This window comes from Devosia oryzisoli, assembly GCF_014837245.1.
Lineage (GTDB): Bacteria > Pseudomonadota > Alphaproteobacteria > Rhizobiales > Devosiaceae > Devosia > Devosia oryzisoli.
Window position 1 is genome coordinate 688299 of sequence record NZ_JACYFU010000001.1, and the last position, 25456, is coordinate 713754.

The window sequence follows — 25456 nt, forward strand, 5'->3', positions numbered from 1 at the left end:
GTGGCGCGCAACACTGCCGCGATTTCGGGAGGCATCATGACTGATCACGGCCAAGAACTCTTGACCCCCGCGCAGATGGCGCAAGCGGATCGCATGACCATTGATGGCGGGATCAGCGGTTTCCGCCTTATGCTTGCTGCGGGTGCCGCGGTGATGGGGGAAATTACCGCGCGATTTGCTCCCGGTGCCGTTCATGTGCTCTGCGGAGGCGGCAACAATGGGGGCGACGGGTTCGTTGCTGCCGCCCTTTTGCGGGCCCGCGGCTGGAGGGTGAGCGTGCGCCTGCTTGGTGATGCCGGCAAGCTGCAGGGAGATGCTCTTGAGGCCTTCAGAATGTGGGATGGGCCTGTGCTGAGGGAGACCGATGTCGGTTTCGGGGACGCCGCGCTCATAGTGGATGCGCTGCTGGGGGCTGGGCTGGACCGCCCGGTGGAAGGAGATTTTGCCAAAGCCATCAGGAGTGCCAATGAGTGTGGGTTGCCGATCGTAAGCATCGACGTACCCAGTGGCATCGATGGGGCTAGCGGCGTGATCCGCGGCCACGCGATCCGAGCGACGCTTACCGTGACTTTCTTTCGCGCCAAGCTGGGCCACTACCTGCTCCCAGGCAGGGAGCATTGCGGCCAGACGGTCGTGGCCGACATCGGGATCGATTCCCGTGTGCTCCCGGAGCTTGAGATCGACGCTTGGCACAACACGCCTTCTCTTTGGTGCCTTCCGCAAGCCGGAGCGGAGGGGCACAAGTTCGACCGTGGCCACGTGGTCGTCGTTTCAGGTGGTCCGCTTCAAAGCGGTGCAGCGCGGCTTGCCGCCTACGGCGCGTTCCGCAGCGGGGCAGGCGTTGTCTCGCTGACGGGACATCCAGAGGCGTTGGCCGTGCACGCAAACCACGTTACCTCCATCATGCTCAAGCCGGCGGCAACCAGCAGCGCCTTGGCGGAACTGCTGCAAGACAGTCGCATGAATGCTGTCGTCATCGGGCCCGCAGCCGGCTCCGGTCCCGAGACTGCCGAGCGCGTTCAGGTGATTCTTAGGACAGCGGCCGCGACGGTCTTGGACGCCGATGCACTGACCAGCTTCGCCGAACATCGGGCGATCCTGTTCAGCGCCATCCGGGATCGATCGGCGCCCGTCGTCATGACGCCGCATGAGGGGGAGTTCAAGCGGCTGTTCGGGCAATTGGAGGGCGATAAGTTGAGCCGCGCGCGCGCCGCCGCGCAGTTGTCCGGTGCGGTCGTTGTTCTTAAAGGAAGCGACACAGTGATCGCGGCTCCAGATGGAAGAGCGGCCATCAACAGCAACGCGCCACACTGGCTGGCCACTGCCGGGGCAGGGGATGTGCTGGCCGGCGTCGTGGCTGGGCTTCTGGGCCAAGGGATGGAGGCCTTCGAGGCAGCCTGTGCGGGTGTCTGGATCCATGGGGCCGCTGCTCGGGCGTTTGGCGGCAGTGGCATGCTGAGTGAAGACTTGCCCGATCTGCTCCCAGCTGTTCTGCATCAGTTGGAGCTTTCGGAACATGGAGTGCTCACCTGACGGGCAAGAGTGGCGCGAGCGCGCAGACTTTGCCTGTCGAGCAGTTTCGCGCTGGAACTGTGAGAAATTGGGGCTGGCCATGGAATCGAGGCTTGTCGGGCACAGTTTTCCGGTCCATTAACAGCTTTGCATCACCAGGAAGCCGAAAACTCCCGGATTTCCTTGCGTGAGAAGCAGAATCGCAAAAGGTAGTGGGGGTTTGGTTCGCCACCTATGGCGAGCATCCACTGTGAGGAAACGCTATGAACAAAAACGATCTGGTTGGCGTCGTTGCCGACAAGGCTACGATCACCAAGGCACAGGCCGCCGAAGCGGTTGACGCAGTGTTCGAAGCTATCACCGCTTCCCTTAAGGGCGGCGAGGAAGTTCGTCTGGTTGGTTTCGGCACTTTCGCTGTTTCCCAGCGCAAGGCATCCACCGGCCGGAACCCGGCCACTGGCGCCGAAATTCAAATTCCCGCTTCGAACCAGGCCAAGTTCAAGCCCGGCAAGGGCCTCAAGGACGCGATCAACTAAGACCGTCTGGCTCGAGACGTCCAACGGCCCCGTCGCCTGTCGCCGGGGCCGTTTGCTTTTCGGATTGCCAGTTGACGGAATGGGCACCAGCCCCTAACAAGACGCCGTCCGGCCCGAGGCCGAAGGGCGATTAGCTCAGTTGGTAGAGCGCCTCGTTTACACCGAGGATGTCGGCGGTTCGAGTCCGTCATCGCCCACCAAGCCCTGCTCGGCAGCGCGGGCACCTTCTATTCAACCTCGAAATCTTCTGCATCGAATTGTGCGGAGCGGCGGGCAATCTCCCTGCCTGTGGCGTCTCTGACGCGAATTTCTATTCGGGTGACGCCTCTCTCCGGCCGGATGTCCATCGCCATTTCGGATAGCGCCTGGGTTGCTTGGTCGCGCGCCTGCTGGGCGGAGCCAAAATCCGATCCGATGAGGTCGTCTGAAATGGAGCCGTCAGCCTGGTGAATGCTGAAATAGAATGTAGGCATTTTCGCATGCTTTCCTGTACCTGCGGCACAATGCATTCAGGCGCCACCCTGTCGCTGAACGTAACGCGCGACATCCGGGCAGATGTGTGCCCCGCTATCCCTTACGGTCGGCCCGCCACACCGTTTCCCGCCTCATATCCGAATCCTGTACCACCACCTCGCAGTCGCTGTCTTCGCCCCGGGCCGCCTCTATCGCGGCATCGATCGCATCTTGGCGCGATTTGAACGGCCCGGTTATGGTACCCATGAAAGTATACTGCCAGCCCGCGTCGCTCTGATGGACGATAAAGTGTCGTTCGCTCATTGGGTCCTCCCGCCCCATCTAAACGCTGATGACCGGTCAGCGTTGCGCGATGTGGGGGTCGCCGCCTAGCGGAGCACAGGATTGGGCGGTCCGACTGTTTGACCCTTTGCGTCAACTATCTCGCCTTTTGCATTGAACACTCAAAGTTATCCACAGCGCATGTCGTAGGTCAGAAGTTTTGGCGAGAAAACCCGGAGGAGGGCGCTTGACTTCACCAGAGGGGGCCAGTACATGGACGCCACGTTGCGCGAACGACTTGTTCGCAAGCGCTGCGGGAGTAGCTCAGTTGGTTAGAGCGCCGGCCTGTCACGCCGGAGGTCGCGGGTTCGAGCCCCGTCTCTCGCGCCACCCTTTTAGGGGTTTGCGCATTTACCTCTACGCAGTGTCAAATTGGCTAGGCCGAGTTTGGACTTTTCGAACTCGTGGTGTTCCTCGTCCAAAAAGCTTGCGCCCTTTCCTCCTTGGTTCCTCAGTTGTTCGGACCTCTGCCGCGTTGACTAGCAAATATGTAGCCGAGACAGTCCAGCCGTAGTCCGCTGAGTTCAGCGAGCCGGTATACAAAGTGGGTCTGGCCGACGCCCCGACCGGATACAATGATCATCGGGCGAAACTGCGGCCACCGCGCACCCCGCCGGATGGTCACCCGCGCCGAGCGTCGAATGGCCTCGATCGCTGGAGCAAAATTATGGCCTCTGCAACGGCTCGATGGACCAGTAGTAGCCGGAGCGCCAGCATCCCGCTTGAGCCCGCCGGGCGAACCCAGCACGCGGACAATGTCAACTGGCGTTGCTGCTCGTGACCACCGACTAAGAGAAAAGCTCAGACATCGACTTTCCGATTACCCGGGTAGCGGTAAGTACCAGGATCAGCGTGACCAAGATGGTGATCGAGCCGATGGCAGCGGCGGCCGAGATCTCCTGAGTTTCCAGCCGTTCATAGATAGCGATTGAGATGGTCTTCCATCGCGCGGAGTAGAGCATCACCGTGGTGCTCATTTCCGAAATGAGCGTGGTGAAGACGATGATTGCGCCGGCAAGGATCCCGGGGGCGATCAGGGGAATGGTGACTTTTCGCATCGTAGTGCCCCATGTCGCACCGGCGACGGTGGAGGCTTCCTCCATCTTGAGGTCGATCTGGGTCACCGCCGCCACTACCGAGCGGTAGATATACGCGATCCGGCGCACGAAATAGCCGATCACGATGATCAGGGCGGTGCCTGTCAGTGCGATCGGACCGCTGTTGTAGGTCACCAGCAGCGCCACCCCGGTGACGATGCCCGGCAGGATGAACGGCAACATGATGGTGAGGTCCAGCGCCCACTTGCCGAAGAACGTCTTGCGCTCGGCGACATAGCCGGTGAGCGTTCCGAAGATGACGCAGGCCACGGTCGCCACCGCCGCAAGGATCAGGCTGTTCTGAAGCGGTTCGACGACGCGGCTGAACACATACTGATAGTTGCCCCAGCCATACTGGGTGGGCCACAGGGTGCCCGGCCACTTCTCGGCGAACGAGGTGAACACCACCACCAGTTGCGGCAGCAGGGCCAGTGCCAGCAATCCCCAAACATAACAGTTGGCGACTATGCGGATGCCGCGGCCGGTCTGCAGTGCCGCCCGGCGCGTGGTGCTGCCGACGGTCACGAATCGGCGCTTCTTGTTGACCCGGATCAGGAACAGGATGGCCCCGAGCGTGATCAGCACGTTGACCAGTGCAATGGCCGACGCCGCGTTGAGATTGAAGAAGCCATGTATCTGGAAATACATCAGCGTAGAGAGCACATACATCTCCCCGCCCAGCACCGCCGGCGCGCCGAACTCGCCGAGCGCCTCGATGAGAACGATCATGGCGCCGGCCAGCATTGGCGGGATGGCCAGCGGCAGAACCACCGTGCGCAGCACGCGCCAGCGCGACGCGCCCATGACGCGAGCGCTCTCTTCCAGATGCGGATCGACCGCCGTCAACGCCCCCTGCACGAACAGGAAAACATAGGTGAAATTCGACAGCACCATCGACAGGATGACGCCGAAATACCCATAAACTGGCGGCATCTGGATGCCGAACCACTGGTTCAGGTATTGCGAAACGATGCCGCTGCGGCCGAACAGCACCACCCAGGAATAAGCCCCGATGAAGGGCGGCGAGATCAGTGGGATGATCGACAACGACAGGATCAGGGGCTTGAACGGTATCTGCACCCTCGCAACGAAATAGGCGGCGGGCACGGCCACTGCCGTTGCGAGCACGGTCACCATCACGCCGATGAAGATCGTGTTCAGCAGGGCCTGCTGGTACATGGACGAGGTGAAGAAGCGTGAGAAGTTCTCAAGCGTCGCATTGAGCACGTTGAACGCCTCGCCAGCAGGCGCGAAGCTGTTCAGCATCGTGGTGCCGATGGGGTACAGCAGGAACGCGACCAGCACGAAGATGGTTACGCCCCCAGCCACATAGGGCGCGATGTTCAAGCGTCGCCGGGTGGCTGGCGGCATCGGTGTTCCTGCAAGCTCGCTCACCGGCTGCCCTCCTCGAACACGAGGCTTGGTCCGACCAATCCGAACCGGACCTCGTCACCCTCGGACACGCCTTCGGCGAACGCCGGCAGATCGACAATGACCTCGCCGCGTGCCTGGCCGGTCTCGACCAGATAACGCACAAAACTGCCCAGGAACTGAATGCGTAGCGCGCGTCCGGTGAAGGCGGGCTTGTCGAGCTGCTGGCCCGCCGAGGAGAGCCACATCTGCTCAGGCCGGCTCATCATCAACGCCGCCTGCGGCTTGACGAACCACTCGCCCTCATCGCTTGCCGCCGTCACCGTCTTGACCCCGGCAAAGCGGCTGCCGCCAAGCGCGACCACGGCCGCGCGGCCGTGGTCGCGGGATTCAATATCGACTGGGAAGAAGTTGGCCTTGCCGATGAAGTCAGCCACAAACAGCGAGATCGGCGCGGAATAGATGTCATAGGGCGCGCCCAGTTGCATCAGCCGCCCCTTGGAGAACACTCCGATCACATCGGAGATTGCCATGGCTTCTTCCTGGTCGTGGGTCACATAGAGCGCCATCACGTTCAGTGCCTTCTGCAGGCGACGAATTTCGTCACGCATCTCGACGCGCAGCTTGGCATCGAGATTGGCCAGCGGTTCGTCGAGCAGAAGCATGCCCGGATGATAGACAAGGGCGCGACCGATCGAGACGCGCTGCTGCTGGCCGCCCGACAAATCTGCCGGGTAGCGCTGGGCCAGTCCATCGAGGCGGAGCATGGCCAGGGTTTCGTGCACCCGCTTCGTTATCGTGGCTTCGTCGGCGCCGCGCAACCTGAGCCCATAGGCTGCGTTCTCGAACACGGTCATGTGCGGAAACAGCGCGTAGGACTGGAACACCATGCCGATATTGCGCTCGAAGGCGCTCTTGCGGCGGAAGTCCTCGCCATTGAACAGGATTTGACCGCTCGTGATCGTCTCGAGGCCCGCGATCATGCGCAGCGTCGTGGTCTTCCCGCAGCCCGATGGCCCGAGCATGGTGAAGAACGTGTTCGGCGCAATGTCGAAGCTGACGTCCTTGACCGCCGTCGCCGGCCCCTCGGGCGTGTTGAAGATCTTTGTCAGCTCGCGGACTGAAAGCCGGGCGGGTGCCGGCGAAGAAGAGGCCATCAGTTGATTCCTGCGGATATAAAAAGGATGCTGCGGTCATCCCCGAAATTCTTGCCGACCCGGCCCTTGGTACTTGCATGGGGACCGATGCGGTCCGGGTCGATTCGGTCGGCCTCGGCGAGCGCTGCTTCCCACGCGGCAATACCGCTAGCGTCGGGAAGAGCCGGATAGCCGTCGGTGGCAAGTTCCAGCGTCTTGATCTCGGACCGCGGCAGGTCGAGCACGCGGACCGAACTTCTGGTGTCGCTCACCCCATCGAGTGCGGCAGCATGGAACGCGTCTGGATCGGCACGAATGCCTTCGAGGCCAGCCGCGAGGATCACGTCGACCTCGGCGAGGTCATTACCGCAAGCTTCAAGCACGGGGCCGTCGCGCCGGACCGCAGCAACAATGGCTGCGAGGTCGGCCGCGGTGAGGGGCGGGGGTGCCGGGGTGCCGGACGCCGGCCCCTGGACGATGAGCTGCCGGGCAATAGGGCGGACGTCGGCAACACGCAGCCCCTTTTTCAGCAACATGGCCCAGGCCACTGCACGCGCCTTGGACAACACAGTATCACCGGGAAAATGATGGTCGAGCACTACCTTGCCGTTGACGCGGATGGTGCAGTCGCCGAGCGCCACGAGGCGAACCATGTCACCGGCCGTGAAAGCGGCCGAGAAGGCAGCGCGGAAGCGCGCCAGTCCCGACCGGATGTCCGGCCCAGCGATCCTGAGCCGCTGATAGGTGGCGGCGATAGCGGTATTGAGATCGATGACGAGCGCGGCCGGATCGGGGAGGCGGGTCAGCGGGCCGGCAGCCGCGGTGGCGAGCGCCTCGGCCACGGCCTGAGCCGCAAGGTACCCGCCGGTGGCGCCCCGCCCCAACCGGTCGTCATAGCGCAGGCCGCTGATATCCGTCGCGCCGTCGATCACCGCATAAAGGCGATTGGGAATGGCCACGACGCGGTCTTCGTTGGTTTCAGGCGCGTCAGGGTTCTTGGCCTGGGTGAACCCTTGGAAATGGTACAAGTGGCGCTCCCCCGGTTGGTGGTGAAGCCCGGAAGTTCCGCGCTTCACCGTTCTGGTTCAGTTACTGTGCGAACAGTTCGTCGAACTTGGCCAGGTTCTCGTCGCGGTTCGAGGCCGCGAGGTTGTCGTCATACGGGAAGGTCGGGACCTCGCTGGTCGGCATCAGGCCTTCCGGCGGCGCCACGTCCTTGCGCACCGAGCGACGGTTGGTGGACACTATCAGTTCGTGCGCTTCCTTGGAGTTGGCGTAATCGAGGAACAACTTGGCATTGTCCGGGTTCGGCCCGCCGGCGATGATCGCCGAGGCATCGAAGCGCAGGCCGGTGCCATCTTCCGGATAGATCGCCGTCACCGGGTAGCCTTCGTCCATCATGGTCTTGATGTTGACTTCGCCCGTCACTCCGACCTCGGTTTCGCCGCGTCCGACGTCCTGGAACACGCTCTGCGAGGAGGTGGTGAAGCGCGCGTTCTTCATGACCTTCTCGGCCACGTCCCAGCCATAGAGCTGCAGAATCTGGGCCAACTGCGCGTAAGCGGAACCCGAAAGCGAGGGGTTGGCCAGCACGAGCTTGCCTTCCAGTTCCGGGGCAGCCAGGTCGGCCCAGGTCCGCGGGTACTGGTCTTCGCTCATCAGGTTGGTGTTCACGATGAACGCCTGCAGCGGCATGGAGCAGCCATAGAAGGAATGGTCTGCTGCTACGACATCGGACTCGAAATTGGGCAGCTCGGGGCTTTCATAGGGCTCGAACAGGTCCGGATTGGCCAGGAAGGCTTCGCTCGACGCACACAGGACGACGTCGCCCTGCGGGTTGTCCTTTTCGGCCGCCATACGGGTGAACAATTCGCCCACGCCAGCATTGATCGCCGAAATGGAGATCCCAGGGTACTTCTCCCGGAACCCGTCGATAATCAGTTCACCGGCGTCCCCGGCGGGGTTGTAGACGACTAGCCCACCCTCCTGGGCGATTGCGGTCTGGCTCATCAGGGTGCCGACGGTAGCGATGAGAGCAAGTGACTTCAGATTCATTGGTTCCTCCTCCTTCCGGCAGTGCCGATGGTCCACTCTTCTACACTCAAAGCTTTTTTGCAACCGGTTGCGTAACTGGTCGAAGTTGATAATCTTGGTGGCGAGTATGCAAACGTTTTCAGGGCTTACGCCTGCCAGACCGAAGGACATCCGGCTCGTGCAGATCATCACCCACACCTCCAAGGATGCGCTTGGCCAGGCGGCTGCCCATCAGGGCGCCGAGGCGATCAATGCCGCGATCGCTGCGCGCGGTCACGCAAACATCATCGTAGCGACCGGCGCCAGCCAGTTCGAGATGCTTGAGCACCTGGTCAGGGCGGACGTCGACTTCTCCAAGGTCACCGCCTTTCATCTCGATGAGTATGTGGGCATTTCACGCGACCATCCCGCAAGCTTCCGCCGCTACCTGCGGGAGCGGTTCGCACAGAAGCTGCCGCATCTTGGGGAGATCATCTATATCGACGGCGACGCAGCCGAACTGAGCGCGGAAGTTGATCGCGTCAGCCAACGGATCGCTCAAATCGACATCGACGTCTGTTTCGCCGGGATTGGCGAGAACGGCCACCTCGCCTTCAACGACCCGCCGGCTAACTTCGAAACCACCGTACCCTATCTGGTCGTCGAATTGGACGAGGCCTGCCGTCGCCAACAGATGGGCGAAGGCTGGTTCGCGAGCCTCGAGGACGTGCCGCTACGCGCCGTGTCTATGAGCGTGCAGCAAATCCTCAAGAGTGGCACCATCATTTTGTCAGTCCCGGACAGTCGAAAGGCCGAAGCCGTGCGGGCCTCGTGCGAAGGAGAGATCACGCCACAGGTGCCGGCCTCGATCCTCCAGCAGCATCGCAACACCACCCTGCACCTGGACCAGGCATCGGCGGCACTCCTCGGCCGCGGATAAGCTCAGACTACTGAAGGTGGCGCAGGAGCCGCGATGGTGGCGTCGAGCCGTGCGCTCGGAGCGGTCATCACGAAAATTTCTGATGTGCGACGGATACCCATCGGGGTCACGCCAGTCCTGGCTGCTGCGGAAATCTCAGAAAGTCCTCTGGCCATTTCCCGGCATCTCACGACGGCGCACCAAGCGAGACCTGGAGCTTTCGCAGCGGCGCAGTCGAGTTCGGCTTCCTGGTTCCCTAAAAACCGAAAGAGGGAGCTATGGACCTCGAGCGCCGCCTTGCGGACATGCTGGAGAACGCGGCAAAGCGCGCGCGTCAGTTCCTTGCCCGGTTCGCATCAGATCCCAAGGCCGCCTCTGAGCGCTTGCCTGCCTTCACCTGCCCGGTTGTCTTCCGAATGACGAGGTTCGTGTCTAGAACGTAGCGCACGTCGCGTATGGCGTTGTTCTGGAGGATTTCCATCAGCAAGTTGAGGGCTGCCTTGCCGGCCTCGACGGAGCGGTTGGACACAGTGGTGAGCGGGGGGTAGGTGGCGGCGCCCAGCACGTCATCGCAGCCAACCACCGCGAAATCGGCCGGCACGGCCACGCCCATGTCCGCGAGTTCGGCGAGCATGCCCTGGGCGGTCAGATCGTCGAAGGCGATGGCGGCCGTCGCGCCCGTGGCCAGGGCGGCAGCAGTTATCTTGCGGCCCGATTCGAACGCCGCGAATTCGTTGGAGATGACGGCAACCTCCAGGCCATGGTCCTTGGCTGCGCGTCTAACCGCGATGCGACGTTGCTTGTTCGACCAGGAGCCGTGCGGCCCTCCCACATAGACAAGCTTCCTGTGCCCGAGCGTGGCCAGATGCGACACGGCCTCGGCGACGCCCGCGGCGCTGTCGATGAGAATGCGGGGGATGCCCTTCACGTCGCGGTTGATCAGCACCACGGGTCGGCGCGCGGCGTGCTCGACGATTTGGTCGTCGCTTAGTCGCGACGAAACCAGGACGAAGCCTTCCACCTGGCCGGCGAAGCGGCCGATGAGCTTGTCTTCCTGGCCGGGGTCTTCGTTCGAATTGCCCAGAAAGACGCAGTAGTCGAAGCGATCGGCTTCCGACTGCGCGGCGCTGATCAGGGGTGGGAAGAACGGATTGGCCACATCGGGCACGATCAGAGCGATGTTGCCGTGGCGTCCCGTGCTGAGTGCGCGCGCGGAATGGTTGGGCACATAGCCCAGTCGCTCTGCGGCGGCGGAAATTTTGCGCACCGTTTCGGGGCTCAGCATCTCAGGGCGGGTAAAGGCACGAGATACGCTGGACTTGGTAACGCCTGCGGCGGCGGCGACCTGGTTGATCGTCGGTCTGTTCTGGCGTGGCGTCATCGAAGTCTCTGGTTGTGTCCAGAAGGTCATTGTACTAACGGTACCGTTAGTACAGTCAACCTCCCTTGACATGCAACCGGTTGCATCTGATGGTTGCTATTGGCGGGCTGGTATCGCGCGCCGAGCGTGTGGGAGGTCTGTTCCGTGATGCCTGAACCTTCGTTGCCCCGAGACACCATCCGGAAGGCCGACCTCATGAGCGTTCGGTCGTTTCCCACGAGGGCACTGATGGGCGCCGCCGCGGCGCAGGATATCGCCAACGCGTTACGCGCTGCCTTGTCGCGCCAGCCGAACGTCCGCATGGTTTTTGCTGCCGCGCCAAGCCAGGCGCAGATGCTCGAAGCGCTTTGCGCTGCAGATGGCATCGACTGGGGGCGCGTCACCGCCTTTCATATGGACGAATATATTGGGTTGCCGCCGGAGGCGCCGCAGCGCTTTGCCAACTGGCTCGACCAGAACCTCTTCGAGCGCGTCCCGTTCGGCCAGGTCCATCGTATCGTCCCCGGGGCTGATCCCGACACAGCGGCGGCATCCTATGCGCAACTCCTGGCCGAGGCGCCGATCGACTTCATCTGCCTCGGGATCGGCGTCAACGGACACATCGCGTTCAACGATCCTCCAGTGGCAGACTTCTCCGACCCGCTGGACGTCAAGGTGGTGATGCTCGATGCGCAGTGCCGGCAACAGCAGGTCGACGATGACTGTTTCGCAAGCTTCGAAGATGTTCCTCGACAGGCTATCACGCTGACAGTGCCAAGGCTGCTTCGCGCCGGGCGGCTGTTCTGCGTGGTACCGGGCCAGTTCAAGCGGAATGCCGTCCAGGCCACGCTCCATGGTCCGGTCAGCACCGAATGCCCGGCGAGCATCCTGCGCCAGCACCCAGATTGCACTCTTTACCTCGACAGGGAGTCCGACCCCGATGCCCAATAGATCAGAAATCGACGCCGACGCCCTCTGCGAGGGATATCTCGACGATGTCACTGCACTGATGCGATCCATCCTCGTGGACGAGCGCGACAGTCTCGAGCGTGCCGCCGAGCGCGTGGCCGACCAGGTGGCGCAGGACCGGCTGGTCTATGTCTACGGACCGGGCGGCCATTCCAATCTTGCGGCGCAGGAGATCTTCTTTCGTGCAGGCGGGCTGATGCATGTCAGCGCCATTCTCGATGAAGGCACGCTGCTGTCGAACGGCGCGCTGCGATCCATGGCGGTGGAGCGGACGCCGGGTTACGGCAAGATCGTCATCGATGACCAGCGCCTGGGCGAGGGTGATCTGCTCATTCTCACCAACGCCTACGGCATCAACGCGGCCCTGATCGACGCGGCGATCACGGCGCGGCAACGCGGCGCGTTCCTCATCGGCTTCAATTCGCACACGCACGCGAACGAAAGTGCGCCCACCCACCCGGCGCGTCACCCGACACGGCAGAACCTGCACGACATCGTGGATATCGCCATCGACACCAAGGTTCCCATCGGCGATGCGCTGGTCACGGTCGACGGCGTGAGCGAGAACATCGCCGCAGTATCCACCTTTGCCAACGCCTTTGCGCTCAATTGCCTGGTGATCCGGACGGTGGCAAAGCTGACGGAACGGGGCGTGGAGCCTCCCATCTGGCGCAGCGGCAATGCGCCGGGCGGCGACGAGGCCAACGGACGGTTCCTCGCTCGGTTCCGCGATCGGGTGCGCTGGCTATGAGTCGACCGGCCCAGGTTGTTGGACGTGATCCGGCAAGCGGGCAGGGGCTCGCCGTCGAATGGGCCAATGGGTCGATCGTCTCGGTCGAGCCCGTGGCGCTAGACGAAACGGCGCCATACATCTCCGCCGGTTTCGTGGACCTTCAGGTCAACGGCTATGCGGGCCACGACCTGAATACGGGCGTGCCGAGCCGCGAGACGATCGAGCATCTTGCCCGGCGCCTGCTGCAGGCGGGCGTCACGAGCTTCGCGCCCACCCTGATTACCGCCAGCGAGGGCTCGCTGTGCAAAGCCTTGGCCAGCATAGCGGCGGCCCGGCGCCAGAGTCCGCTGCTCGCGCAAATGATCGGCTTCGTGCATGTGGAAGGTCCCTCGCTCGATCCGGCCGACGGACCGCGCGGGGCGCACCCGCTGGAGCATGTGCGGCCGCCAAGCCTCGACGAGTTCCCCCGGTGGCAGGAGGCTGCCGAGGGGCTGGTGGGGCTGGTGACCCTGTCTCCACACTATGAGGGAGCACCGGCCTACATCCGGGCGCTGGCAGCCCAGGGCGTAGTGGTGTCGATCGGCCACACCGGTGCCACTCCCGAGCAGATCACCGCTGCGGTGGATGCTGGTGCAAGGCTTTCGACCCATCTGGGAAATGGCGCTGCCAGCACCTTGCCCCGCCACCCCAACTTCATCTGGACGCAACTGTCGGACGATCGTCTGACCGCCAGTTTCATCGCGGACGGGCATCACCTGCCCGCGTCCACGCTCAAGGCGATGCTGCGGGCCAAGACGCTCGACAACGCTATCCTCGTGTCCGATGCGGCGGCCTTGGGTGGACAACCGCCGGGACGCTACGGGAGCTCGATTGGCGGCGAAGTCGACGTGTCTGCCGAAGGACGCCTCAGCGTCGCGGGGACGCCCTATCTGGCGGGGGCAGGACATCTCCTGCACCGGAATATCGCCTTTGCCATCGAGGCTGCGGGCATTTCGCTCGCCGAGGCATTGACGCTGGCGAGCCGCAATCCGGGCCGGTTCATGGGCGGACGCGGTGTGCTGGCGCCAGGGAAGCGCGCGGACATCACGCTGTTTTCCTGGGATTCGGGAGACCGCGAACTGAGGATCGAAGATGTTTATCTGGGTGGCGAGAGGATGTCGGCATGATCAGGGCCGGGGCTGCAATTGTGGACATCACGCCGCCAGCCGGCCTGCACCTGGCAGGCTTTGCGGCGCGCACCCTGCCTTCGACCGGCACCCATGACCCGTTGAGCGCGCGCGCGATCGCAGTGGAGGACACCGCGATCGTGGTACTCGATGTCATCGGCCTGCACGAGGACATGGCAGCCCGCATCCGTCAGCGCAGCCCGCTGCCGGATGACAACGTAATCGTCGCCGCGACGCACACGCACGGTGCGCCGGTCTCGATGCAGGGGCGGCTTGGACAGGCAGCCGATGCAGCCTTCCTGCAGCGCATGGAAGATGGTGCCGTCGAGGCCCTGCGGCTCGCCGGGGAAAGCCGGCGGCCCGCCACCATCAGCGCGGGGATGGGCGACGATCCGGGCGTCGTCTGGAACCGGCGCCACGCCGATGGTCCGCTCGATCGCTCGGTACCGATGATCCGCATTCGCGGCGAGGACGGTCAGTTCATCGCCGTGATGGCCTCCTACGCCTGCCACCCCGTGGTGCTGGCTGCCGACAACCTGCTGATGACGGCGGACTACCCGCATTTTGTCCGAAAGTCGCTGGAGTTAGAGCACCCCGGTGCGGTGGCGCTGTTTCTGACCGGTTGCGCCGGCGACGCCAATACCGGCCACACCGCCCAGGCATCGTGGACGCTTGCCGCCAATGCGGAGCGCACCTTCGCCACGGCGCAGCGACTGGGCGAACGCATCGGCGTCGCCGCGAATGCGGCTAGTGACACGATGGTCGAGGGCGCTGTGGGGGCGGCGCACCGTGAGCTCGACCTTGCCTTGACGCGGTTGGAAGAGGCACCGCTGGCGGACCTCGCGGCGCGCTGGCGGACGGAGCAGCAGACGGCCGAGCCGGTACGGGCGCTGTTGCTCGGCCACTGGATCGAATGGGCGGAACGTAACGAGCATGTGGCGCCGGGAACCTGGCGCGCCCGCGTGAGCCTCCTGGACTGGGCCGGCGTGCCGATCGTCGCCATGCCCGGCGAAATCTTCAGCGAGACCGGCCTGAGTGTGCGCAATGCCTGTGGGGGTCGTCCGGCGTTCGTGTTGGCCTACGCCGAAGGCACGCCGGGCTATATCCCGCCCCGCAGCGAATTTGCGTTCGGCGGCTATGAGGTGGAAGAGGCGCACCGCTTCATCGGCATGCCCGGCACCTTTGCGCCGGGCTCTGCCGAAGCCCTCGCGGACACTGCCTGCGCCTTGCTCCGCGACGCCACTTGACAGCGCAACCGGTTGCATAACACACTCCCCTATCGCCTGTGTAGGGAACGAGCGAAACAAGGGGAACTGCCATGATTTCTGTATCGAAGCTGCGCCGCACCGTGCCGGCCAATGCATTGCGTGTCGCATTGCTCGGCTCGACCATGGGCCTTGCGGCCATTGCCATGGCGCAGGCCGTAAGCGCGCAGGAAATCCGCGTCTGGAGCGGATATCCTGAGATGGCGCCATTCTACGAACACGTCGCCGAAGGCATGAAGGCGGACTATCCCAACCTCAGCGTCAAGGTTGAAGCCATCGCCCTGCGCGAGCACGAGAAGCGGCTGGCGCTGGGCCTGACCTCTGGTGAGGCCGCCGAAGTCATCGAACTGGGCACCTCCACGGCGACCCGCTATCTCGAGAACGGCCTGTTCAATGCCGCGCCCGATGAGGTGACCGCGTTTGTCCAGGACCCGGCCAACTTCAACGACTTCTTCCGCGATTCCGCCAGCTTCGAGGGCAAGGTCTACGGCCTGCCGCTGTTCCGCGGCCAGAGCGCGCTCTACTACAATACCGAGATGTTCGAGGCTGCCGGCCTGACCGAGCCTCCGGCCACCATGGAAGACTATACCAAGTACGCCGAGGCACTGACGCAGCGCGACGCCAACGGCGCCCCGACGGTGTCCGGCTGGAGCCTGCGCCTGTCCGGTGGCGGGCAGGGCATCGCCGAGAAGTTCTGGATCAACATGTTCCAGTACGGCGAAAGCCTTGTCGAGCAGACCGCGGACGGCAAATGGAAGGCCGACTTCGCCAACGAGAATGGCCGGGCGGCGCTCAAGCAGTACCTGGAAAACGTCCATACGCTCAAGACCGTGACGGTCGAGATGCCGGCCGACGCCGAAGCGTTCGAGCGCGAACAGACGGCCATGTTCATCCGCGAGTCCTGGGTGATCGGCGACATCGCCGCCAAGGCCCCGGACCTCAAATACGCCACGGCAACACTTCCGCGCGGGTCGATCGTGGCTCCGGTTTCGCTCTGGATCACCGGCGAGGGCGAGAAGGCCGATGCCGCGTGGGCATTTGCCCAGGCCGCCAATGAGCCTGAAAACCTGCTCTGGCTGCTCGACAATGTCGGTTGGCTGCCGAACCGCCTGGGCCTCGACTATGATGCCATTCTCGAAGCCAAGCCGGCCCTGGCGGCCTTCGTCGAGTACCCGGACACCTACGAGTTCTTCACCCTGCCCAATATCGGCCCGGTGGAAGAAATCCTGACCCGGAGCGCAGCCCGCCTGACGGAAGCGTTTGCCAACCCGGCCCTGGCCGCGGATGATGCAGCCATCGACGCGGTGCTCGTTGCGATGCAGGACGAGATCAACGGCCTGCTTCAGCGTGAAGGGTTGCTGGCCGAATAGGCCAGCACTTCGGTGCCAACAAGCCTGGGAAGCTTCGGCCTCCCAGGCGTCTTCAGCGGAGAATGCAATGCTGCGGCGCAAGAGATGGCTCTTTGCGATACTGGCCATCCTGCCGACATTGGCGCTTTTCGCCTGGCTGCGCATGTTTCCCATCTACGAGACGCTGCGGCTGAGCCTGCACAAGTGGGATATCCTCTCCCGCAATAAGCCGTTCATCGGCCTGGCGAACTTCCAGGAACTCATGGGCGACCGCCTGTTTCACGAGGCGCTCCTCAACACCACCATCATCGCCTTCGGCGTGCTGCTGATCACCATACCCACAGCCATGGTCCTGGCGGCGCTGATCCACTACCGCACGCGCTCCAGGGTGTCGGGATTCTACGAGACGGCAGTCTTCTTGCCGCACGTGGTGTCTCTGGTGCCGGCGGCCATGGCCTGGAAGTGGATATTCGACGCGCGCCTGGGCCCGCTCAATGCCGTGCTCACCTTCCTGGGGTTCGAGCCGCAGGCGTGGCTGTTCGACCCGACGCTTTCAGTCATCAGCGTCATCGTCCTGTGTTCCTGGCAGGCGCTGGGCTACGCGGTGCTGATCTATCTGGTGGGGTTCAAGAGCCTGCCGGCGTCGCTGTTCGAAGCGGCCAAGCTTGATGGTGCGTCCGGACCGCAGTCGTTCTGGTTCCTGTCCATCCCGATGCTCAAGCCCATCACGCTCTACGTGTCGGTGGTAACGCTGGTGTCGGGCTTCAACGTCTACGCCCAGGCGTTCGTCCTGGCGTCCGACGCACAGGGAGCCCCCGGACGGCAGGTGCGGGTGCTGGTGCTCGACATGCTGGAAAACAGCTTCCGCAACTACCGCGTCGGCTACGCCGCGTCCGAGGCCGTGGTGCTGCTTGTCATCGTCCTGGTGCTGACGCTGATCCAGTTCTCCCTGCTGCGCGAAAGGGGCCGCGCATGAGCGATCGAGAGGCAAACCGAGCGGCAACCCGCCGCCGCATGCGCCGGGTGCTGGTGGACCGCGGCATCGACGTCGTGCTGATGGTCTTCAGCCTGCTGATGCTGCTGCCGCTGGTGTTCCTGGTGTCGAACGGCTTCAAGACGCCGCAGGAAATGCTCGCCTGGCCGCCGACCATCATTCCGGCCAACCCCACGACCGACAATTTCGCCGCGGTGCTGCAGGACACGCCGCTGCTGCGCTGGATATTCAACAGCGTCGTGTTCGCGGTGTTGTCCACCCTGGCGATTTTGGCGACCTCTTCAATCGCCGGGTACATCCTGGCCAAGTTCCGCTATCGCTCGCTCAACGTGATTTTTGCGCTGGTGCTGGCGACGGCCATCGTGCCGTTCGAAGTCTACATGATCCCGCTCTACTTCCAGGCGCAGAGTCTGGGCATCCTCAACAGTATCTGGGGCCTTCTGCTCGGCTATCTGGTCATGAGCTTCGGGATATTCCTTATCCGCCAGAACGTCATCCACTCGATTCCTGACGAGCTGCTTGAAGCCGCGCGTATCGATGGCGCGGGCGAGCTCTGGATCTTCTTCCGGATCGTGCTGCCGCTGCTGCGCGGTGCGCTGGGTGCCTTGGGCGTGTTGGCCTTCTTCCAGGCCTGGACCGCCTTTGCCTGGCCGATGATCGTGGCGACCAATCGTGAGGCCTATACCATCGAGGTGGGTCTGGCGCTTTTCCAGACGGGCTTCACCGTCGATCTTGGCCGATTGAGCGCCGCATCTGCGATCGTGCTGATCCCGTCGATCACGCTCTTCGTCATCCTGCGCCGCAACTTCGTGCAGGGCGTGGCCAGCACGGGGCTCAAGGAATGAACGCAGTTCTGAGGTTCATCGAGGACGCGCAGGCCACCTACACGGAGGCCAACGCCGCCAGTCTGCGCTGGCTGCTGGCGCGGCCGCTGCTGGGGCGAGGTTTCCTCAACAGCAAGCAGAACAGCATCACCCTGGCCGATTATGGCGCGGACGACGGCTTGCGCGCTCCGCAGTACACCTATGGGTGGATCCAGGGGCGGGGGCTGGAGGCGCTGGTGACGCATGCAGCGTTTTTCGCGCCGTTCGAGCCCGAGCTTGCGGCATCCCTAGATGCGGTGGCGCGGCCCCTGTACGACCTTTTGAGCGAACTGTGGGCGCGGGACGGACACGCCTATTTCTGCTATGATGCCGAGATGAAGCCGATCGTCGCGGCGCCGAATGGACAGGTTTCGCCCCAGCAGCGTCCGGCTGACGTCTACACCTATTCCGATATTTTCGTCCTCAAGGGGCTTGTTGCGGCTTCCGCCCGCTTTGACCGGTCGCGCCTCGACGGTTATCTGGCGCACCTGCCCGCCCTCATCGACGCCATCGAGGGTGGCCGCTTCCAGATGGACGAGCGGCAACTGCTCGATCCTGCAGCCGCGCTGAACCAGCCGGACGATTTCGGTCCCCGCATGATCCTGCTCGGCGCTGCCGGCATGCTCAATCGCATCGGCAAGCCCGACGCCGCGCGGTTTGCCGATCGCTTCATCGCCGATGTCCTCGAGAGGTATCTCGACCCCCACACCCATCTGCTGCGCAACACCCCCGGAGCGGACACGTGCAATGTGGGACATGGCATCGAGTTCGTGGGGTTTGCGCTCGATTATTTGCCACAGGACGCCGACCCGGCGCTGGTCGACCGGCTGCAGGCCATCCTAGTGGCGTCGTTCAAGGCGGGTTTCCATCTTCCGGGCGTGCGGCTGGCGGTGTCTGTGGCGACGGGAGAACCCACCAGCCCATATTGCCCGTGGTGGTCGCTTCCCGAAACCATTCGAAGCGCGGCCCTCTGCTACGAGCTGACGGGAAACACAGATGTCCTCGACGTCTGGCGCACTGCGCATGAGGCCTTCTTCGCGCGTTACTGGCAGGGTGAGCCCGCCATCGCCTACCAAACGATGACAGTCGACGGGCCCGTTGATTTCGTGCCCGCCACGCCGGATCTCGATCCGGGCTACCACACGGGCCTCAGCCTGCTGGCGGCCATCGATGCTGCCACACGCATGGGCGCGACTGCCCTCCCCAAACCTACAGGTGCATAGATGGCGGCCGTAGAAATACGCAATGTAGCCAAGTCCTTCGGACCCACCGACATCATTCGCAACGTCACGGTGGAGGTGCCGGACGGCGCGTTCGTCGTTCTGGTGGGTCCCTCCGGCTGCGGGAAATCCACGCTGCTGCGAATGATCGCCGGGCTCGAGGACATCGACAAGGGCGAGATATCGATCGGTGGACGCGTGATCAACGATGTCGAGCCCAAGCACCGGGACATCGCCATGGTGTTCCAGAATTATGCGCTCTATCCGCACATGACCATCGCCGAGAACATGGGGTTTTCGCTGCGGCTGGCCAGGCAGTCCAAGAAGGAAATCGAGGAGCGCGTGCAGGAAGCGGCGCGCATCCTGGGTCTGAGCGAATACCTTCATCGCTACCCCAAGCAACTCTCCGGTGGCCAGCGCCAGCGCGTGGCCATGGGCCGGGCCATCGTGCGCCAGCCGCAGGTGTTCCTGTTCGATGAGCCCTTGTCCAACCTCGACGCCAAGCTGCGCGTGCAGATGCGCGGCGAACTCAAGGACATGCACGCCCGCTTCAAGACCACCACCATCTACGTGACCCATGACCAGATCGAGGCCATGACCATGGCAGACCTGATCGTGGTGATGCGCGATGGCGTGGTGGAGCAGATCGGCACGCCACTCGACCTCTATGACTATCCGGCGAACATGTTCGTGGGCAGCTTCATCGGCTCGCCCGCCATGAACTTCCTCAAGGGCGCGGTGCGTCAGGTGAACGGGCAGCAGGTCTTCGAAACCGGCAGCGGCTTCCGCCTCCCTCTTCACGCAGCCGCGGCAGCGCCGGACGGGCTGATGGCGACGCTCGGCATTCGGCCCGAACACCTCTCGCTTTCCCGGGCGGGTGAAGGTCTGGCGGGGCGCATCGTCACCATCGAGCCCACCGGGTCGGAAACGTTCGTGGTGCTTCAACTGGGCGAAGACCGGATTTCAGCCCTGCTGCGGCAGAGGTTGACGGCCAGCGTCGGCGACGAGTTGTGGCTGGCGCCCCAGCTCGACACCACGCATCTCTTCGACAGTGCCACGACCAAGCGACTGACCGGCTCCTGAGGCAAGGCCGGGCGGTGACGAAGAAGTTCGGCGTTGGCATCATCGGCCTCGGCATGGCCTCCTTGCCCCATGCACGGGCGCTGCTGGCGCTCGGTGACCGCATCGATGTCATCGACGCCTTCAGCCCATCGGCGGCACGACGCGCTGCCTTCTCGGACAAGCATGGCCTGCCGGTTGCCGGGAGGGTGGAGGCGATCTTCAACGATCCGCGCATCGACGCGGTGCTCATTCTGACGCCGCCGAACACGCATCTGGAATTGGTGCAGATGGCCGCTGCAGCCGGTAAGCACGTGCTGCTGGAAAAGCCGCTCGACGTCAGCATCGAGCGGTCCGAGCGGCTGGTGGAAGCTGCCGAGGCCGCCGGAATTGCCCTCGGCATCGTCCTGCAGAACCGCTTCCGTCCGGCGGCCCAGAAGCTCAAGAGCTTGTTGAGCGAAGGTCTGCTGGGTCGGCTGGTGCATGTCAGCGCGCGCACCAGTTACTGGCGGGACCAGAGCTATTACGACGAGCCTGGCCGCGGCACGCTGGCACGAGACGGTGGCGGGGTCCTGTTGACGCAGGCCATCCATAACCTCGATCTCATGACCTGGCTGGTCGGCATTCCCGAAACGGTCGCGGGCTTTGCGATCACCACCCCCGTCCACTCAATGGAAGGGGAGGACCTGGCCACGGCCAGCCTACGCTTCGCCGACGGAGCCTTGGGCAGCATTACCGCAACAACCTGCGCCTTTCCCGGAAAAGCTGATGTCATCGAACTCATAGGGACAAAGGGTAGCGCCTTGCTCGACGGGACGCAGCTCACGGCCTGGCTGCACGATGGTACGGTCATTGCGTTCGACGGCGGTGACACCGGCTCCGGATCGGGCACCGATCCCATGGGGTTTTCGAGCCAGGCGCATCAGGCGCTGATGACCGATTTTGCCGATGCCGTGGCCAACGGCCGCGCACCCGCGGTGACGGGCCGCGACATCCTTGCCGTGCATTATCTGATTGCTGCGATCCTTGCGTCCGGGGGCACGCCCGTCCGCCCCAGCAAGGGCAGGGGCGTCTGAAGTGATCAGTGCCCTTGCTGCTTTGACCCGCGCAGCACCAACTGCAGCCTGTCGGCGAGCGTCTGTTGGAAACCGGCCTCGAAATCGTTTTTAGGACGAGCCCTGCTCGACCATCAGCCAGGTCGATGCCAATTGGAGGGCTCCGATGACGGGTCCACTGAGGACAGTGGTCCCTCTCCAGTCGAAAGGATCGCCCACCTCTTTGCTGCCGCCGCGATCGTCAAGTTTATGGAAGCGGCAGGCACAAAAGATTTCACTGTGTTTCACGAGCCGGGGACGCCGTTAGGTGTTGGCTTCAAAGAATAGACGATTTGATGGAGCCTGGCATTCTCGACCAGATGCTGCGTGGCGGGCTCCTCAACGCTGCTGTACGCGCCGAGATGCTCGACCCGCGGATCGTGGTGATGTCCGACCTTGACCAAAGTCAGTTCGCGGAGCTCAGTATGGATAGTGCAGCGACTAGCCCGGCGACTACGGATCGCGCACCTGATCGCGCGACTCGCGTCGCCGCGTGGTGAAGGGTTTGCACAAGTTTCCTTTTGCTCTTGATTGTCTGACAGCACCTGACCCGCCCGGCTTCCGGGCGGAGCATCGTCACACGCGGGTGGGGTTCTGTAGGTCCGCATCGTGCTTGATGATGTGCAGATAGGAAGGGTCGAAGTGCCCGAGTGTCCGCAGTGCCTCCCAACGCAGTATCGTAACCCGGTTCTGCTCGAAGCTCAGCAACCCCCGCTCCCTCAGTTCCTGCAGCGTTCGGTTGGCGTGCACGAGCGAAATTCCCAGCATGTCCGCCAGGTCGCTCTGCGTCAGGGGGAAGCGAAAGCTACCGCCCTCAGTTAGACCGGCCATCGCCGCCTTGATGAACTGCTCGCAGAACAGGTGCGCCATTCTGGGGGCGGCCTCGAATTGGCCCAGCATAAGAAGCCAGGCGCGGAAGGCAGCCGCATCAATCAGCGCAGCACGCCAGAAGAGGGCATTCAGTTCGGGTGACGCTTCAAGCGCCCGGCGAACCTCCACATGCGGAATTGTGGCCACGTCCGCCGGACTCATGGCCGCCAGGTTGTGGTCCATCCTAGGCAGGTGGAGGCTATGCAGGTCCGGCATTTCGCCGCGTGTGTGCAGGGAGAAAATCTGACGAGCACCCTGCGGTGCGGTCTTGGAGCGATAGAGATAACCGCTGACGACAAGGCAGCAGCGATCCGAGATATCACCATCCGCGACAAGCTCTTCTTCCTTGCGCAGAGTGCGGTACTGAAACGGCAGCGCCATGAGTGTCTCGCGTCCCAACTCCGACAGCTCGCCAATCGTCTGCATGCGTCTGACCAGGCCATCCATGGGGGAATTCATGGGCTTCACTCTCCTCTCTCTTTCACCGGAAAACGGTGTGGGATGAAATGAGTCGCAGCTCCGACAATATCTGGGCCTGCGACAGGTCATTTCGCCGTGAATTGGATGGCAGGGTGTAACTCCCGGCCCACGGTCAACGTATCTGAAGGGGTAAATCGATCCAACGAGGTTTCAGCCATGTCTGCATTCGATGAGATTTCTGAACGCAAAGGTCCAACCCGCCGCCGCGTCCTTTTCGGTGCGGCGGGGCTCGCCGTGATTAGCCTACCTTTTCTCATGCCGATTGCTGCGGCTCAGGAAGAAGCAGTCGTCATTCCACCACCTGCGCAAGACTTCTCGGAACCCGGACCTCACGCGACACTCGTTCTGGCCGGCGGCTGTTTCTGGGGCGTGCAGGGCGTCTTCCAGCATGTGAAAGGTGTAGAGAGCGCGATTTCGGGGTACTCTGGCGGCACCGCGGAAACCGCGAACTACGAGGAGACGTCAACGGGAACGACAGGGCATGCCGAGTCGGTGCAGATCACCTACGACCCGACAGTCGTCAGCTTCGGCAAGCTGCTCCAGATTTATTTCTCTGTGGCCCACAACCCGACGCAGTTGAATTATCAGGGCCCTGATCGGGGCACGCAGTACCGGTCCAGTATCTTCGTCGCTTCGAAGGATCAGAAAAGGGCGGCCGAGGAGTACATCAGGGATCTCGACGCTGCGAAGGTATTCCCAGCCCCCATTGTGACCACCCTGGAGCCATTGGAAGCCTTCTATCCGGCGGAGCAGTATCATCAGGACTTTCTGACGCTGAACCCGGATTGGCCCTATATCGTGGTCAACGATCTGCCGAAGGTAGCAGCGCTTGAGCGGCTGTTTCCTGATCAATATCGGGCCGAACCGGTTTTGGTAGGGCAGCTCTGAGTGACCACCGTCCGGGCAAATTTCTGCCTGTTTGGACCGCTACATACAAGTACGCCCCCGGCGTTTCGGTCGGAACCGCCGAGCTGGGGCCACGTTGTCTTGTGCACAACACCTGAGGAATATGATGCGGCTTGCGCGTCTCACAGTACTGTCGCTCGGCCTCGCTACATGCGGTGCGCAGGGAGTGCTGGGCGCGGATTTGATCACTGTACCCAGTTCGGCTGCTGGAGAACTCCCGGTTCATGACGGGCAGGCCTTCAACTGGGACGGGTTCTATACCGGCGTTTATGGAGTTGTGGGTAGGACCCTGACGGGCGATGGGGAATATGGCATCGGTGTGCAGGCTGGGGTCAATGCCACCTTCGATTTCTATCTTGCCGGTGCAGAGGTGGCAGTGGAAGGTCTAACGGGCGATGTCGGCAACACCGCCTATGGCAAGATTCTGGGTCGGGCCGGGCTCGTCGCTACAGACGACGTGCTCGTTTACGCCGCAGGCGGCTATGGCATCGATCTCGCTTCCCCAGAGGAGCAGAACGTGCTTCTCGGTGGGGGATTGGAGGTCGCTATCTCAGACAGTGTCTCCGTGCGTGGCCAGTACTTGCACAGTTTCCCTGTCCAAGGCTCCGACTCGCGAGACCAGGTCTCCCTCGGAGCCACTTTCCATTTCTGACAAACCCCTGGCGCCTTTCCGCAGGAGCCGCCGCAACAGGGAAAGCTGTTGCTGCATTGACAGCAGCAGGTAGAAGCTGCCACATTTCTGTCGTAGTTCGGCCATCGATCGAGGGCGTTGCGCCGCATTTGTATCAAAGTGGATCAATTGCGGGGATTTTGAGCAACACCCACCCCCAAATGGTCATCCATTCTTATCCGCATTGCTATTTCGCGCGTTGAACAGCTTGCGAGTCTCACAGACGTGAGGCATTTATCGGTCGACTACGGTTAACTCTATGGGAGTGCAAGATATGTTTGTACGTTCGCTGACCCTCGGCGTTGCTGCCGCGGCTCTTATGGCTGGTGGCGCTCAGGCCGCCGACCTCATCATCCCGACCACACCCGAGCCGATCTATGCTCCGGCTGGTTTTGACTGGGAAGGCCTGTATGCTGGCGTGCGTCTCGGCGGCCAGTTCACCGGCACCGGCTATGCTGACCAGACTGCCGACACCACCAATGGCGTGATCGGTGCCGCTGTCGGCGTGAACTTCATTCCGATGGACCCGGTTCTGCTCGGCGTTGAAGTCACCGGCGACTGGCTGTGGAACGACACCTACTCCTCCGGCGAGTTCTTCGCCAACCTGCGCGCTGGTGCTGTCGTGACCGACAGCGCGCTGATCTACGCTCTCGCCGGTGTTGGCGTTTCGAGCCGTGACGGCTTCGACAGCGAAGGCGTCTACCAGCTTGGTGGTGGCGTGGAATTCGCCGTGACCGACGCGATCACCGTTCGCGGTGAAGTGGTTGGCCAGGGTGACTTCTCTGACACGGCTGGCGACGAGTTCTTCGAGTCGGCCAAGGCCACCGTCGGCGTCTTCTACCACTTCTAAGAATCAGATGCTGCCGGTCACCGGCAGTATCTTTCTTGCAGTACCCAATTCGGCGAACCGGCCCCCGGTTCGCCGTTTTGGCTTTTTGGAGTCCTGCGATTCCCTGTGGCCGATTGGTGACAGCAACCTCGTGTTCGTGCTTCATCAGCGTTTGCGCGCGGCATTTTTGTTTGATTTGAAGGACCTGCGCAGTCAGGTTGCGCCAAGAACAATTCAGTTCGAAGGCAAC

At 62.9% G+C, this 25456-nt stretch carries 25 protein-coding genes and 2 tRNA genes; 19 read left to right on the forward strand and 8 right to left on the reverse strand.

Annotation, left to right across the window (positions count from 1 at the left end; translation table 11 throughout):
* The first annotated feature begins 36 nt into the window (after positions 1-36).
* From IC608_RS03525 to IC608_RS03535, 3 genes are all read left to right on the forward strand, one after another.
* A complete protein-coding gene (locus IC608_RS03525) occupies positions 37-1533 on the forward strand; it encodes an NAD(P)H-hydrate dehydratase (protein ID WP_191772665.1) in 1497 nt (498 codons plus the stop codon).
* A gap of 242 nt (positions 1534-1775) precedes the next feature.
* Positions 1776-2048, forward strand: a complete 273-nt coding sequence (locus tag IC608_RS03530) for an HU family DNA-binding protein (RefSeq protein ID WP_191772667.1) — start codon at positions 1776-1778, stop codon at positions 2046-2048.
* Positions 2049-2172: 124 nt separating this feature from the next.
* Positions 2173-2248: transfer RNA gene (locus IC608_RS03535), tRNA-Val, on the forward strand.
* Between the two features lie 27 nt (positions 2249-2275).
* Here the strand turns inward: IC608_RS03535 and IC608_RS03540 are convergent.
* Both IC608_RS03540 and IC608_RS03545 read right to left on the reverse strand, forming a co-directional pair.
* Entirely contained in the window at positions 2276-2521 is a 246-nt protein-coding gene (locus IC608_RS03540) for a DUF6894 family protein (RefSeq protein ID WP_191772669.1), read from the reverse strand.
* Between the two features lie 94 nt (positions 2522-2615).
* Entirely contained in the window at positions 2616-2825 is a 210-nt protein-coding gene (locus IC608_RS03545; protein ID WP_191772671.1) for a DUF2188 domain-containing protein, read from the reverse strand.
* A gap of 271 nt (positions 2826-3096) precedes the next feature.
* Here IC608_RS03545 and IC608_RS03550 point away from each other — a divergent pair.
* Positions 3097-3173 (forward strand) — tRNA-Asp (locus tag IC608_RS03550).
* Positions 3174-3631: 458 nt separating this feature from the next.
* Here the strand turns inward: IC608_RS03550 and IC608_RS03555 are convergent.
* From IC608_RS03555 to IC608_RS03570, 4 genes are all read right to left on the reverse strand, one after another.
* Positions 3632-5335: an ABC transporter permease gene (locus IC608_RS03555; RefSeq protein WP_210316184.1), complete on the reverse strand. Its 1704-nt coding sequence runs from the start codon at positions 5333-5335 to the stop codon at positions 3632-3634.
* A complete protein-coding gene (locus tag IC608_RS03560) occupies positions 5332-6468 on the reverse strand; it encodes an ABC transporter ATP-binding protein (protein WP_191772674.1) in 1137 nt (378 codons plus the stop codon). Before IC608_RS03560 ends, IC608_RS03555 begins: the two co-directional genes overlap by 4 nt.
* Entirely contained in the window at positions 6468-7475 is a 1008-nt protein-coding gene (locus tag IC608_RS03565) for a hypothetical protein (protein WP_191772676.1), read from the reverse strand. The genes IC608_RS03560 and IC608_RS03565 overlap by 1 nt, the downstream gene beginning before the upstream one ends.
* Before the next feature lie 61 nt (positions 7476-7536).
* Entirely contained in the window at positions 7537-8502 is a 966-nt protein-coding gene (locus IC608_RS03570) for an extracellular solute-binding protein (RefSeq protein ID WP_191772678.1), read from the reverse strand.
* 106 nt (positions 8503-8608) lie between these two features.
* Here IC608_RS03570 and IC608_RS03575 point away from each other — a divergent pair, with 106 nt between their 5' ends.
* A complete protein-coding gene (locus IC608_RS03575) occupies positions 8609-9400 on the forward strand; it encodes a glucosamine-6-phosphate deaminase (protein ID WP_191772679.1) in 792 nt (263 codons plus the stop codon).
* A 313-nt stretch (positions 9401-9713) separates the two neighbouring features.
* Here the strand turns inward: IC608_RS03575 and IC608_RS03580 are convergent, their stop codons facing one another.
* On the reverse strand, positions 9714-10760 hold the full coding sequence (locus tag IC608_RS03580; RefSeq protein ID WP_191772681.1) for a LacI family DNA-binding transcriptional regulator: 1047 nt from the start codon (positions 10758-10760) through the stop codon (positions 9714-9716).
* A 195-nt stretch (positions 10761-10955) separates the two neighbouring features.
* On the opposite strand from IC608_RS03580, the gene IC608_RS03585 reads away from it, so the two are divergent.
* The 11 genes from IC608_RS03585 (at position 10956) to IC608_RS03635 (ending at position 21951) form a co-directional block, all read left to right on the forward strand.
* Positions 10956-11690 (forward strand): glucosamine-6-phosphate deaminase, encoded by a 735-nt coding sequence (locus IC608_RS03585; protein WP_248306157.1) that lies wholly within the window; start codon positions 10956-10958, stop codon positions 11688-11690.
* Complete coding sequence (locus IC608_RS03590) at positions 11680-12459, forward strand: sugar isomerase domain-containing protein (RefSeq protein WP_191772683.1); 780 nt, start codon at positions 11680-11682, stop codon at positions 12457-12459. The genes IC608_RS03585 and IC608_RS03590 overlap by 11 nt, the downstream gene beginning before the upstream one ends.
* The gene (locus tag IC608_RS03595) at positions 12456-13607 is read left to right on the forward strand and encodes an N-acetylglucosamine-6-phosphate deacetylase (RefSeq protein ID WP_191772685.1); all 1152 of its coding nucleotides are present in this window, start codon (positions 12456-12458) and stop codon (positions 13605-13607) included. The genes IC608_RS03590 and IC608_RS03595 overlap by 4 nt, the downstream gene beginning before the upstream one ends.
* Positions 13604-14854 (forward strand): neutral/alkaline non-lysosomal ceramidase N-terminal domain-containing protein, encoded by a 1251-nt coding sequence (locus tag IC608_RS03600; RefSeq protein WP_191772687.1) that lies wholly within the window; start codon positions 13604-13606, stop codon positions 14852-14854. The genes IC608_RS03595 and IC608_RS03600 overlap by 4 nt, the downstream gene beginning before the upstream one ends.
* 71 nt (positions 14855-14925) lie before the next feature.
* Complete coding sequence (locus tag IC608_RS03605) at positions 14926-16242, forward strand: ABC transporter substrate-binding protein (protein ID WP_191772689.1); 1317 nt, start codon at positions 14926-14928, stop codon at positions 16240-16242.
* Positions 16243-16309: 67 nt separating this feature from the next.
* Positions 16310-17197, forward strand: a complete 888-nt coding sequence (locus IC608_RS03610; protein WP_191772690.1) for a carbohydrate ABC transporter permease — start codon at positions 16310-16312, stop codon at positions 17195-17197.
* Positions 17194-18060 carry a carbohydrate ABC transporter permease gene (locus IC608_RS03615; RefSeq protein ID WP_191772692.1) on the forward strand — a complete coding sequence of 289 codons (867 nt, stop codon included), beginning with the start codon at positions 17194-17196 and terminating at the stop codon, positions 18058-18060. The genes IC608_RS03610 and IC608_RS03615 overlap by 4 nt, the downstream gene beginning before the upstream one ends.
* Positions 18057-19301 (forward strand): AGE family epimerase/isomerase, encoded by a 1245-nt coding sequence (locus IC608_RS03620; RefSeq protein ID WP_191772694.1) that lies wholly within the window; start codon positions 18057-18059, stop codon positions 19299-19301. Before IC608_RS03615 ends, IC608_RS03620 begins: the two co-directional genes overlap by 4 nt.
* Positions 19302-20381: an ABC transporter ATP-binding protein gene (locus IC608_RS03625; RefSeq protein WP_191772696.1), complete on the forward strand. Its 1080-nt coding sequence runs from the start codon at positions 19302-19304 to the stop codon at positions 20379-20381.
* A gap of 14 nt (positions 20382-20395) precedes the next feature.
* Positions 20396-21433, forward strand: coding sequence for a Gfo/Idh/MocA family protein (locus IC608_RS03630; protein ID WP_345890821.1), 1038 nt, complete (start codon positions 20396-20398; stop codon positions 21431-21433).
* A 311-nt stretch (positions 21434-21744) separates the two neighbouring features.
* A complete protein-coding gene (locus tag IC608_RS03635) occupies positions 21745-21951 on the forward strand; it encodes a hypothetical protein (protein ID WP_210316185.1) in 207 nt (68 codons plus the stop codon).
* Between the two features lie 76 nt (positions 21952-22027).
* Here the strand turns inward: IC608_RS03635 and IC608_RS03640 are convergent, their stop codons facing one another.
* The gene (locus IC608_RS03640) at positions 22028-22780 is read right to left on the reverse strand and encodes a Crp/Fnr family transcriptional regulator (RefSeq protein ID WP_191772700.1); all 753 of its coding nucleotides are present in this window, start codon (positions 22778-22780) and stop codon (positions 22028-22030) included.
* Between the two features lie 276 nt (positions 22781-23056).
* Between IC608_RS03640 and msrA the strand changes: the two genes are divergently transcribed.
* From msrA to IC608_RS03655, 3 genes are all read left to right on the forward strand, one after another.
* A complete protein-coding gene (gene msrA / locus IC608_RS03645; protein WP_428054742.1) occupies positions 23057-23689 on the forward strand; it encodes a peptide-methionine (S)-S-oxide reductase MsrA in 633 nt (210 codons plus the stop codon).
* Positions 23690-23813: 124 nt separating this feature from the next.
* Positions 23814-24359, forward strand: coding sequence for an outer membrane protein (locus IC608_RS03650; protein ID WP_191772705.1), 546 nt, complete (start codon positions 23814-23816; stop codon positions 24357-24359).
* A gap of 292 nt (positions 24360-24651) precedes the next feature.
* Entirely contained in the window at positions 24652-25227 is a 576-nt protein-coding gene (locus tag IC608_RS03655) for an outer membrane protein (RefSeq protein ID WP_191772707.1), read from the forward strand.
* Positions 25228-25456: the final 229 nt, after the last annotated feature.